This is a genomic window from Streptomyces sp. NPDC008163, from assembly GCF_042956885.1.
GTDB classification, from domain to species: Bacteria; Actinomycetota; Actinomycetes; order Streptomycetales; family Streptomycetaceae; genus Streptomyces; species Streptomyces drozdowiczii_A.
Genome location: NZ_JBIBHG010000004.1, coordinates 298,480 through 310,283 on the forward strand (window position 1 = coordinate 298,480; position 11,804 = coordinate 310,283).

General features: G+C 67.7%; 8 protein-coding genes. 3 read left to right on the plus strand and 5 right to left on the minus strand.

All coding sequences use genetic code 11. From position 1 onward, the window contains the following. Nucleotides 1-202: 202 nt before the first annotated feature. The 3 genes from ACFZAT_RS11850 to ngcE all read right to left on the minus strand — a co-directional run bounded on the left by ACFZAT_RS11850 (nucleotide 203) and on the right by ngcE (nucleotide 3,637). Nucleotides 203-1,126, minus strand: a complete 924-nt coding sequence (locus ACFZAT_RS11850; protein WP_391263256.1) for an ABC transporter permease subunit — start codon at nucleotides 1,124-1,126, stop codon at nucleotides 203-205. Between the two features lie 94 nt (nucleotides 1,127-1,220). Then, nucleotides 1,221-2,144 (minus strand): ABC transporter permease subunit, encoded by a 924-nt coding sequence (locus ACFZAT_RS11855; RefSeq protein ID WP_391263257.1) that lies wholly within the window; start codon nucleotides 2,142-2,144, stop codon nucleotides 1,221-1,223. 50 nt (nucleotides 2,145-2,194) lie between these two features. Further along, nucleotides 2,195-3,637, minus strand: coding sequence for an N-acetylglucosamine/diacetylchitobiose ABC transporter substrate-binding protein (gene ngcE / locus ACFZAT_RS11860; RefSeq protein ID WP_391263259.1), 1,443 nt, complete (start codon nucleotides 3,635-3,637; stop codon nucleotides 2,195-2,197). A 778-nt stretch (nucleotides 3,638-4,415) separates the two neighbouring features. Between ngcE and ACFZAT_RS11865 the strand changes: the two genes are divergently transcribed. Further along, entirely contained in the window at nucleotides 4,416-7,982 is a 3,567-nt protein-coding gene (locus ACFZAT_RS11865) for a GH92 family glycosyl hydrolase (RefSeq protein ID WP_391263261.1), read from the plus strand. A gap of 61 nt (nucleotides 7,983-8,043) precedes the next feature. Here ACFZAT_RS11865 and ACFZAT_RS11870 read toward each other — a convergent pair whose 3' ends face one another. Both ACFZAT_RS11870 and ACFZAT_RS11875 read right to left on the minus strand, forming a co-directional pair. Continuing rightward, nucleotides 8,044-8,688 (minus strand): histidine phosphatase family protein, encoded by a 645-nt coding sequence (locus tag ACFZAT_RS11870; protein ID WP_391263263.1) that lies wholly within the window; start codon nucleotides 8,686-8,688, stop codon nucleotides 8,044-8,046. Nucleotides 8,689-9,331: 643 nt separating this feature from the next. Continuing rightward, nucleotides 9,332-9,592 carry a GlsB/YeaQ/YmgE family stress response membrane protein gene (locus ACFZAT_RS11875; RefSeq protein ID WP_391263265.1) on the minus strand — a complete coding sequence of 87 codons (261 nt, stop codon included), beginning with the start codon at nucleotides 9,590-9,592 and terminating at the stop codon, nucleotides 9,332-9,334. Between the two features lie 270 nt (nucleotides 9,593-9,862). On the opposite strand from ACFZAT_RS11875, the gene ACFZAT_RS11880 reads away from it, so the two are divergent. Both ACFZAT_RS11880 and ACFZAT_RS11885 read left to right on the plus strand, forming a co-directional pair. Continuing rightward, nucleotides 9,863-10,723 carry an FG-GAP-like repeat-containing protein gene (locus tag ACFZAT_RS11880; RefSeq protein ID WP_391263267.1) on the plus strand — a complete coding sequence of 287 codons (861 nt, stop codon included), beginning with the start codon at nucleotides 9,863-9,865 and terminating at the stop codon, nucleotides 10,721-10,723. A gap of 169 nt (nucleotides 10,724-10,892) precedes the next feature. Continuing rightward, the gene (locus tag ACFZAT_RS11885; protein WP_391263576.1) at nucleotides 10,893-11,774 is read left to right on the plus strand and encodes an FG-GAP-like repeat-containing protein; all 882 of its coding nucleotides are present in this window, start codon (nucleotides 10,893-10,895) and stop codon (nucleotides 11,772-11,774) included. Nucleotides 11,775-11,804 lie beyond the last annotated feature (30 nt).

An 11,804-nucleotide genomic window follows, 5' to 3' on the forward strand; every position in this document is an offset into this window, starting at 1 on the left:
TATTCTCCAACATGTGAACTCTAAGCTGACCGTTTTCCGGCGTGCCCCGTCAAGACCTTGAGCAGTCGGAGCCACCGATGAGCACCGCTCCTCCACCCCGCGCCCCGGGCGAACTCCCCCGTACGCAGACGAACCGCCCGCCGGCTGGGGTGCCGGCGGGCGGTCCGCTTGTTCGTGAAGTGCGTTCAGGGTGTACGGGGCGTTACTTCACCGCTCCCGCGGTCAGCCCCGCCACGACCTGGCGCTGGAAGATGATGTAGGCCGCGAGGACCGGCAGCATCGCCATCACCAGACCGGCGAAGAGTCCGGACCAGTCGCCCTTGTAGCCCTGGCTGTTGGCCAGTTCGACCAGCCCCTGGGAGAGCACCCGGTAGTTCGGGTCCGTGTTCAGCACCGTGGGCAGCATGTACTGGTTCCACTGGCCCAGGAAGTTGAAGATGCCGACGCTGATCAGGCCGGGCTTGGCCATCGGCAGCATGACCTGGAAGAACGTCCGGGTGTGCGAGGCCCCGTCGATCATCGCCGCTTCCGCCACCGACCCCGGTAGCGTCCGGAAGAACGAGGTGAGGAAGAAGACGGTGAAGGGCAGCGAGTACGCGATGTAGACCAGGATCAGCCCGTGCCGCGTGTTCAGCATCCCCATGTTGTTCATCACGAAGAACAGCGGGACCAGCGCCAGGATGATCGGGAAGCTCATCCCGCCGATGAACAGGTAGTAGATGAAGCGGTTGCCCGGGAAGTCGAAGCGGGCCAGCACATAGGCCGCCATCGAGCCGAGCAGCAGCGTCCCGATCAGCGAACAGCCCACGACGACGATCGTGTTGAAGAAGTAATCGCTCATGTGCGCCTGGCTCCAGGCGCGCGACCAGTTGTCGAAGTGGAGCTTGTCCGGCAGCTTCCACGGCGTCGACAGGATCGAGTCGTCGGTCTTGAACGAGGACATGATCGCCCAGAGCAGCGGCAGTACCACCAGGATCGCCCAGATGATCAGCACGCCGTGCGAGAAGACGTTGAGGACCTTGCCCTCGCTGCCCTTCTCGGCCTTCTTGCCGCCCGGGGCGGGCGACTTGGACACGGGGGCCGGATCCGTCGCCGCGACCGCGGGAGGGGTTTCAGTGGCCTTCACGCGTGCTCACCTCGTACTACTGTCGAGCCGGCCGCCGCGGCCGGGCTGTCTTGCCTGCTGGGGGTCCGGGGAACGCGTCCCGGGAAGCGCGGCATCAGAACTCCAGCCGCTCGCGCCGGCCCAGCCGCATCACGACGGCGGCGAACGCCATGGTGACGATGAGGAGTCCGACACCGATCGTCGTCGCGTAGCCGGCCTGACCGTCGCGGAAGGCGGTCTGGTAGACGTACAGCGGCAGGATCGTGGTCGAGTAGTCGGGACCGCCGGGGCCGACCGTCATGACCTGGACGGCCGTGAACGCCTCGACGCCGAGGGCCAGGATGCCCATGTACACCCAGCCCGACTGGATGGTGTCCCAGAGCAGCGGCACCGTGATCTTGAAGAACGTCGTGATGCGGCTGGCCCCGTCCAGGAGCGCCGCCTCGTAGAAGTCCTTGGGAATGGACGCCATTCCGGCCGAGAAGAGGACGACGAAGAAGCCGACCGTCGACCAGACCAGCACCACCATGACGCAGATCAGCGCCAGATTCGGATCACCCAGCCACTCCGGCTGCACGGAGTCCAGGCCGATCCCCTTCAGCGCCGAATTCAGCATGCCCGAACGCGGGTTGAAGGCGAACTGGAACAGCAGGGCGACGATGACGATCGACAGGACCTGCGGGAAGAAATAGGCGATCTTGTAGAAGCCCGATCCCCGCACGCCGGAGACAGCGGCGTTCTTCCGCCGACGGCCTCCGACGTTGAGCATGAAGGCGAAGAAGAGCGCGAGGCCCAGCGTCACCAGCGGCAGCACCAGCACGAGAATCACGCTGTGCTGGAGCGACTTCCAGAAGATCTCGTCCTTCAGCATCCTGGAGTAGTTGCCGAAGCCGACCATCTTGAAGTCGGGGCTCAGTCCGGTCCAGTCCGTGAAGGAATAGTAGATGGCCTGGATGAACGGCCAGATGACGAAGACCGCATACAACACCAAGGGGACTACCAGGAACCCCACAATGAACCGGTACTTGCCGTGCTGCATCGTTTACCGACCCCGATCTTTCCGCGGGTGCCGCCGCTGGTGACGGTTGCTCACTGGTGCTTGTAGTGCTTGATGGACTGGTCCTTGGCCGCGGCGTCCGCGTAGGCCTGGATCTTCTTGATGGCCTCGGCGGGCGTCAGACGCCCGGCCATCATCTCGCCGAGGCCGGCGCCGATCTGCTCCTTCTGGAGCTTCACGTACCAGTCCTGCATGCGCGGGTTCACCACGTTGTCGCCGGCCTTCTTCAGCGCGTCGACGCCGGCCTGCATGGCCGTGGAGAGGGTCAGACCGTCGGTGCCGCCGTTGTAGGCGCTCAGCGACTTGACCTGCTTGGTGAAGTTCTTCGAGGACTCCTCGGAGAGCATGATGCGGAGCTGCTCCATGCCGCCCTGCGGGTTGGCCGCCTTGGCCGGGACGACGAAGGGCTCACCGCCGGAGGCCCAGATGGTGCCGAAGGGCATCTTGTCGGACGAGTCCAGGCTGGACGGGGCCGAGACCATCATCTTGAAGTCCTTGGGCGTGGTCGGCGCCGCCTCGTTCTCCACCCACGAACCATTCGGGAGGAAGAGCGCCCTGCCCTTGGTCCACTCGGTCTGCGACTGGATGTGGGTCAGGCCCGTGGTGCCGCTGAGGATGTAGCCCTTCTGCTTCAGCTCGTAGTACGCCTCGAAGGCGGCCTTGACGGCCGGGTCCTTCCAGGCGTTCGGCTCCAGGTTGTCGATCTTGTCGAGGACTTCCCGGCCGCCGATCTTGGCGATGAACGGGTAGAGGGAGAACGGCAGGTAGTACGGGTACTTACCGGCGTACGTCCAGCCCGCGATGCCCTTCTTCTTCGCCTTGGCGCAGAGGGCGAGCATGTCGTCCCAGTTCTCCGGGTACTCCGCGTCCAGCTTCTCCAGGTTGGTCTGCGAGTACCACACGCCGTACACGGTGTACGCGTAGTACATGATCCAGACCGGGTCGCCGTCGAACTGGCCCATCTCCAGAACGCCCGGACGCAGCGTGTCACGGACCTTCTTGTTCGGGTCGTCGTAGGACGGGGCGTCCATCAGCGGGGTCAGGTCCAGCAGCTGCTTCTTGCCGACGAGGACACCCATGTCCATCTGCTCGGCGCCCGAGTTGTCGATCAGGTCCGGCGGGGTGCCGCCGTTGAAGCGCGGCTGCAGCTGCGACTGGATCTTCTGCGTCGCGGTGTGCTTGACCTTGGCCTTGGGGAAGGCCGTGGAGTACACCTTCTCGGCGTCCTTCGCGTACTGCTCGCCGAAGCCGCCGTTGAAGATGACCACGTCGAGCGCGGCGCTCTCGTTGACGCCCAGCGGGTTCTTCGCGCTGGTCTTGCCCTTCTTGACGGGCTCGTCGCCGCCGCTGTCGCCGCTCGCGCAGGCGGACAGGAAGCTCATGGTCGGAACGGTGATCAGACCGAGTGCGGCAGAACGCTTGATCACATCGCGACGGCCAAGGCCCTCATTGTTGTGGGCGGAGGTGGATCCCATGCTCAAGTCCTCGCCTTCTCCAGGACTCAGGCGGTGTGTACCGGTCGCCCCGTCGTAATTCGCCTCAGCGAAGGGCCCCGCCACCGCGGTCAGTTGCGCTTGGGTGGTACAGATTTCAGGCTAACGATTGCCGTGGGGGGCGCCGGGGGACCGAACAGGCGACACACCTGCGGCGTCGCGTTGTCCTGCCCCCGTGTCCCCCAGCCGCACAACCGGTGAACCAGCTGTGCGGACGCCGACAGGTATAGTCCACTTGCCGCCAACTGAGCAAGATCGAAAGCAAGGTTGCGCAGCAGTCTTTCCCGAGTTGAGACCTCGCGGATACCTCGACACTCCGGACCCTCCTTCGGATGTAACGATTTCCGCATTCCGGTCGATTCGGTGGCGGGCCGCGATCCAACTCCCTTGACACCATCAGCCACTTGCCTCCCTACTTGTTCCTGCGCATCTTCTGACAACGTTGTCCAAGCGCACACTTCCCCGGGAGGAATGGCTCGGCATGCACCCCCGACACCGTTCTCGCACGAGACGAAGCAGCACGGCAGCGCTGATCGCGGCCTCTTTGGTCCTGGTCGTGACAGCCCCCACGGCGGCCGCCGCTCAATCGGCCGGGTCTGGCCCGAGAGGCCAAAGGCCCACGGGTGAACGAACGTTCAGCACGTCCTTCGAAGAAGACGAAAAGCAGCCGGACTGGCGCAATTCAGTGGAAGAGGGCCCTGACGGAAAGAAACGGTCATCGGGTGTCGATGGCGGATTCTCCTCCGGAATACCGGGCAATGTGACCGACCGGGTCACCGACGTCCGCGCCAGCGACGAGAACACCGGCGGCGGCGAGGTGAAGGAAAACCTCGTGGACGGCGAATCCGGTACGAAGTGGCTGTCGTTCGAGCCCACCGCCTGGCTGGAGTTCGACCTCACCGAGCCGGTGAAGGTCGTGACGTACGCGCTCACCTCCGCCGACGACCACGACGAACGCGACCCCAAGGACTGGACGCTCCAGGGCTCCGACGACGGCAAGACCTGGACGGACCTGGACACCCGGACGGGCCAGACCTTCAGCGAGCGCTTCCAGACCAAGTCGTACGACTTCGAGATGGACAAGGCGTACCAGCACTTCCGGCTGAACATCACCAAGAACAACGGCGCCACCGACGCCACCCAGCTCGCCGACGTCCAGTTCTCCGACGGCGACACCTCCGCCCCCGCGCCCTCCGACATGCTCACGCAGCTCAGCAACGGCCCCTCCGGTTCCCCCACCGCAAAGGCCGGCGCGGGCTTCACGGGCAAGAAGGCGCTGCGGTACGCGGGCACCCACAAGGCGGACGGCCGGGCGTACTCGTACAACAAGGTGTTCGACGTCAACACGCGCGTCGAACGGGACACCGAGCTGTCCTACCTGGTCTACCCGCAGATGGGCGAGACGGACCTGGCCTACCCGGCCACGCACGTCGCGGTGGACCTGGCCTTCACCGACGGCACCTACCTCAGCGACCTGCACGCCACCGACACCCACGGCGGGCTGCTGACACCGCAGGGCCAGGCGGACGCCAAGCGGCTCTACGTCAACCAGTGGAACAAGGTCGAGGCCGGGATCGGCTCGGTCGCCGCGGGCAAGACGATCGACCGCATCCTGGTCGCGTACGACTCCCCCAAGGGCACGGCCAAGTTCCAGGGCTGGATCGACGACCTGAAGATCGCGCCCACGAAGCCGGAGAAGCGCAAGGCGCACCTCTCCGACTACGCGTCCACCATCCGGGGCACCAACTCCAGCGGCTCCTTCTCGCGCGGCAACAACTTCCCCGCGACGGCCGTCCCCAATGGGTTCAACTTCTGGACGCCGGTCACCAACGCCGGCTCGACCAGCTGGCTCTACGACTACGCCCGGGGCAACAACGAGGACAACCTGCCCACGCTCCAGGCGTTCGCCGCGAGCCACGAACCCAGCCCCTGGATGGGTGACCGGCAGACCTTCCAGCTGATGCCCTCGGCGGCCTCCGGCACCCCGGACGCCTCGCGCACGGCCCGCGCGCTGCCGTTCAGGCACGAGAACGAGACGGCGCGGCCGCACTACTACGGCGTGACGTTCGAGAACGGCCTCAAGGCCGAGATGACGCCGACCGACCACGCGGCGCGGATGAAGTTCACGTATCCGGGCAAGGACGCGAGCATCGTCTTCGACAACGTCTCCAACGACGGCGGACTCACCCTGGACCCGGCGACCAGCTCGTTCACGGGCTTCTCGGACGTGAAGAGCGGCGGCTCCACCGGGGCGACGCGGCTGTTCGTGTACGGCGTCTTCGACGCGCCGGTCACCGCGAGCGGCAAGCTCTCGGGCGGCGGCGGTGACGACGTCACCGGCTACCTGCGCTTCGACGCGGGCAAGGACCGCACGGTGAACCTGCGCCTGGCGACCTCGCTGATCAGCATCGACCAGGCGAAGAAGAACCTGGCCGCCGAGATCCCCGCCTCGCGCTCCTTCGGCCGGGTCGAGGACAAGGCCCAGGACGCCTGGGACGAGCTGCTCGGCAAGGTCGAGGTCGAGGGCGCCACCGCCGACCAGCTGACCACGCTGTACTCCAGCCTGTACCGGCTCTACCTCTACCCGAACTCGGGCTTCGAGAAGGTCGACGGCAAGGACAAGTACGCCTCCCCGTTCTCCCCGCAGACCGGCTCGGACACCCCGACGCACACCGGCGCGAAGATCGTGGACGGCAAGGTGTACGTCAACAACGGCTTCTGGGACACCTACCGGACGACCTGGCCGGCCTACTCGCTGCTGACGCCCGAGAAGGCCGGTGAGATGGTCGACGGCTTCGTGCAGCAGTACAAGGACGGCGGCTGGATCTCCCGCTGGTCCTCGCCGGGGTACGCCGACCTGATGACCGGCACCTCCTCGGACGTGGCGTTCGCCGACGCGTACGTCAAGGGCGTGGACTTCGACGCGAAGGCGGCGTACGACGCGGCCGTGAAGAACGCGACGGTCGTCCCGCCGTCCTCGGGCGTGGGCCGCAAGGGCATGGAGACGTCCCCGTTCACCGGGTACGCCGACACCACGACCCACGAGGGCATGTCCTGGTCGATGGAGGGCTACGTCAACGACTACGGCATCGCCAAGATGGGCGAGGCGCTTTACAGGAAGACGCATGAGCAGCGCTACAAGGACGAGTCCGAGTACTTCATGAACCGGGCCCGCGACTACGTGGAGCTGTTCGACGACAAGGCCGGCTTCTTCCAGGGCAAGGACGCCAAGGGCGACTGGCGGCTCCCGTCGGGCCTCTACGACCCGCGCGTCTGGGGCTACGACTACACGGAGACCAACGGCTGGGGCTACGCCTTCACCGCTCCGCAGGACAGCAAGGGCCTGGCCAACCTGTACGGCGGCCGCGACGGCCTCGCCAAGAAGCTGGACACGTACTTCGCCACCCCGGAGACCGGCACCCCGGAGTTCGCGGGCAGCTACGGCGGGGTCATCCACGAGATGACGGAGGCCCGAGACGTACGGATGGGCCAGTACGGGCACAGCAACCAGGTCGCCCACCACGTCACGTACATGTACGACGCGGCCTCGCAGCCGTACAAGACCCAGGAGAAGGTCCGCGAGGTCCTGGGCCGGCTGTACACAGGCAGCGAGATCGGGCAGGGCTACCACGGCGACGAGGACAACGGCGAGCAGTCGGCCTGGTTCCTCTTCTCCTCGCTCGGCTTCTACCCGCTGGTCATGGGCAGTGGCGAGTACGCGATCGGCTCGCCGCTCTTCACCAAGGCCACCGTGCACCTGGAGAACGGCCGCACGCTGGTCGTGAAGGCGCCGAAGAACAGCGCGAAGAACATCTACGTCCAGGGCCTGCGGGTCAACGGCAAGAAGTGGACCGCCACCTCGCTGCCGCACGACCTGCTCGCCAAGGGCGGCACGCTGGACTTCGACATGGGCCCGAAGCCGTCCGCCTGGGGCACCGGCAAGGACGCCGCGCCGGTCTCCATCACCAAGGACGACCAGGTGCCGTCCCCGCGCAAGGACGTACTGAAGGGCGAGGGCCCGCTGTTCGACAACACCTCGGCCACCACCGGCGCCGCCGCCACGGTCGAGCTGCCCGTCCCGTCCGCCGCCAAGGGCGTCCAGTACACGCTGACCTCGGCCGCCAGGGCGACGGCGCCGAAGGGCTGGGTGCTCCAGGGCTCGTCGGACGGCAAGAGCTGGAAGGACCTCGACCGGCGGTCCGGCCAGTCCTTCGCCTGGGACAAGCAGACGCGGGCCTTCTCCGTGAAGTCCCCCGGCTCGTACGCGCACTACCGGCTGGTGTTCGACGGTGAGGCGTCGCTCGCGGAGGTGGAACTGATCGCCTGAACCCGCCCCGCGCGAGCGGACGGCCGGCAGCTCCCCGTGGGCTGCCGGCCGTCCGCGTTTCTCAGGCGTGCTCCGGCTTCTCCGGGACCGCCGCCGGGAACAGGCTCTCCGGCAGCGTGACGTTCCACGCGGTGATGACCGGGTTGCCGTGTTCCCGGCCCAGCCGGGACACGGCGCCGGTGGCCAGCTGGAAGAGGGTCCCCTCGGCCGGGGTCAGGCGCAGGTAGCGGGCGGTCAGGACGCGCAGGAAGTGGGAGTGGGCGACGAGCACGACGTCCTCGTCACCGGCGCGCCCGGCCGCCTCCGCCACCTCGGCCAGCACCCGGTCGGCCCGGGCCCCGACCTCGGCAGGGGTCTCGCCGGGGTGGGCCTCCGGGCCGGCGCCGACCCCGTCGGTCCAGAGGTTCCAGTCGGGCCGGGTGCGGCGGATCTCGTCCGTGGTGATGCCCTCGTAGCCGCCGTAGTCCCACTCGCGCAGCTCCGGTGCGATGCGGGGCGCGGCGAGCCCGGCGAGTTCGGCGGTGCGCCGGGCCCGGACCAGGGGGCTGACCAGGGTGAGCCCGATGGACCGGTCGGCGAGCAGGGGGGCCAGGGCGCGGGCCTGGCGCTCGCCGAGGGGGGTCAGGGGCAGATCGGTGTAGCTCGTGTGCCGCCCGTTGCGGGACCACTCGGTCTCGCCGTGCCGGATCAGGATCAGCTCGCCCATGTGAAGGCCATCCGCTCTCAGTGCTGTTCACGTTCTGTACTGGCGCCAACCCGCCGACCCACGATCGCATTCCTGCCGGGGCGGCGAGAGCGGGCGCGCCCGTAGGTGGGACGAAAGAGCCTACGGTCGGCGTCGGCCGACGCCTCGGCGAAGGCGGGGATCAGCGGGGTCTCCGTCGCGGTGCGCCGGGCCTGGGCCCGGGGTGGCGCGCCGAGATCGACGCGGACCTCGCCGAGGGGCTGCGGCGCCGGCCGCCGTGGCTCCGCGTCCTGTTCGTGCCGGTCGGTCACCGGAACAGCCAGTCGCTGCCGCTCCTGAGGCGGGTGATCGCCTGGGCGAGGGAGCACGCCCATGAGTACGGTGCCGACGCTGTTCGTGACAGGCCGTTCGGCGGGCGGCCACACGGGCGCGATCGCCGCGCTGACCCCTGTACCCCTCGCTCCGCTTCGACGCGGTGGTGGACGCGGTCGAGGCGTACACGGCCTGGGTGAGGTCGCGGGAGCGCCCGTCCCGCCCGTGACCTCCACCGCCTCCTACGGCCGGTCCGGGCCGGCGGTGGCCGGGTCCGACGGACGACATGACGGACGCCCGGCCCGGCCGCTTCTCGCGGCCGGGCCGGGCGTCCGTCATGTCGTGCCGGGGGTCAGGCGCGTCGTCGGGCCCACACCGGGCTGATGAAGGCGATGAGCACGGCGGCCACACCGATCTGGAAGATGTGGCGGATCCAGTCGATGCCGCCGGTGTCACGCACGCCGAAGGCGGTGGCGAGGGCGTTGCCGGCGAGGCCGCCGACGATGCCGAGCAGCACGGTCAGCCACAGGGGAATGGGCTGACGGCCGGGAACGACCAGCTTGGCCAGCAGGCCGATGATGAGTCCCGCGATGATGGCCCAGAGAAATGACACGACAACTCCTCTTCTACCGCTGTCCGACTGGTTTCGGGAAGCTGACTTCCGCCTGCCCGGCATGCACCGGGGTACGCATGCCGCCGCGGGCAAAGGACGGCCGGAGCCCCTGCGGTGTCCGCATACCGGGGCGAAGTCCGTGCGTCGGCCTCATTTCGACAAACCCTTGGAGACGTGAGGGAGTCGTGAAAGGATCACCCTCAATTCCGTGGCGTGTCCCCGTATCCCGCGGCGCGTCACGCCTCGTCCCACCATCCATGGAGAACACACGTGGCCAAGATCTCTGGCCGTCGGCCCGGACGGGCAGTCACCCGTCTCGCCGCCGCCGCGATAACCGCGGCCCTCGTCGCCACCGGCGCTGCCGCCACTTCCGCCTCCGCCGCCGAGGTCGGCGACGCGCCCCTGTTCGGCCTTCAGGGCATCGACAGCTCCGGCAACGCCTACACCTACGCGCCCCAGGGCGACGGCACGCTCTCGTCGCGTGTCGCGTTCGACACCGGCATGACGGGCCTCGCGTTCGTCGGCCAGGTCGACCACGACGCGGACAACCTCGCGGACGGCCGCTGGCAGCTCGGCACCTCGGGCAACATCTGGTATTACGCCGCCGACAACTCCGCCGCGGTGAAGGTCGGTTACGGCTGGGACACCTACAACACCGTTGTCTCGGTGGGCCAGTTCGGCGGCGCCGAGGCCGGCGACCTGCTCGCCCGCGACAACAAGGGCGACCTCTACCTGTACCTCGGCTACGGCGACGGCACGCTCACCAAGCGCCTCAAGGTCGGCTACGGCTGGGACACCTACACCCAGATCGCGGGCAACGGTGACCTCGACGGCGACGGCAAGGGCGACCTGGTCGCGCGCGACAAGGCGGGCGTCCTGTGGCTGTACAAGGGCACCGGCGACCAGAAGGCCCCGTACGCCAAGCGCTCCAAGATCGGCAGCGGCTGGAACCAGTACAACACCCTCTTCGCCGCCGGTGACCTGAACATGGACGGCCGGACCGACCTGGTCGCCCGCAACGCCAAGGGCGAGCTGTACCTGTACGCGGGCACCGGCAACGGAGCCGCCCCGTACAAGGCGAAGGCCCTCATCGGGACCTCGGGCTGGAACACGTACCGCCTCTTCTTCTGAGCCGGTCACCGTCACGGTGGTTACACACTCATGACGAAACGTGAAGGATTCACGCACGAAATCGTGACACGATTTCCGTGAATCGGTGGCCCGTCGCCAACGTGCGGCGGGCCACTCCCACTTCACGATCCATGGAGTACTTGTGGCCAAAACCACTGGCCGGCAGCACATGCGCATAGCCGCTCGCGCGGCAGCCGCGGCGCTCACCGCCGCCCTCGTCGCCACCGGCACCTCCGCCGTGGCCGCCGACGCCCCGCAGCCGTCGCTCGGTGCCTCGGCAGACCAGCCGGCAGCGGCTCCGGCCGCCGCGGCCGCCGCCGCCAACCCGCACTTCTCGCTCTACGCGGTCAACTCCGCGGGCATCGCGTACGCCTACGGCCCGAACGGCAAGGGCGGACTCACCGCCCGCAAGCAGTACGGTCAGGGCTGGACCGGCGTCACCTCGATGATGCAGGTCGACCACCAGAACGACGGTGACAGCGACGGCCTCTGGTTCCGTGAGAGCAACGGAGACCTGGGCTGGCTGCCGTTCGACTCGTCGGCCGTCAAGGTCGGCTACGGCTACAACACCTACAGCAAGCTCGTCTCCCCCGGCCAGATCGGCGGAGCCGCCGCCGGTGACATCCTCGCCGTCGACACCAAGGGCGACCTGTACGTCTACCTCGGCTACGGCAACGGCAAGGTCACCAAGCGCATCAAGGCCGGTTACGGCTGGAACATCTACAGCGAGATCGCCGGCAACGGCGACCTCAACGGCGACGGCAAGAACGACGTCGTCGCGCGCGACAAGTCGGGCGTCCTGTGGCTGTACAAGGGCACCGGCAACCAGAACGCGCCGTTCGCCAAGCGCACCGAGATCGGCAGCGGCTGGAACCAGTACAACCGTCTGATCTCCACGGGTGACATCGACCTGGACGGCAAGACCGACCTGATCGCCCGCAAGGGCGGCGCGCTGTACCTGTACAGCGGCACCGGCAACGCCTCGGCCCCGTACAAGGCGAAGAAGCAGATCGGCACGAGCGGCTGGGACAGCTACAAGTTCCTGTTCTGATCAGGCCGTGAGAGACAGAGAGGGCCGCAC

What these genes read in the sequence shown, in the direction of transcription:
- ngcE (WP_391263259.1), bottom strand. Translation starts at nt 3,637, where the DNA reads ATGGGATCCACCTCCGCCCACAACAATGAGGGCCTTGGCCGTCGCGAT.
- ACFZAT_RS11870 (WP_391263263.1), bottom strand. Translation starts at nt 8,688, where the DNA reads ATGGGCGAGCTGATCCTGATCCGGCACGGCGAGACCGAGTGGTCCCGC.
- ACFZAT_RS11855 (WP_391263257.1), bottom strand. Translation starts at nt 2,144, where the DNA reads ATGCAGCACGGCAAGTACCGGTTCATTGTGGGGTTCCTGGTAGTCCCC.
- ACFZAT_RS11885 (WP_391263576.1), top strand. Translation starts at nt 10,893, where the DNA reads ATGCGCATAGCCGCTCGCGCGGCAGCCGCGGCGCTCACCGCCGCCCTC.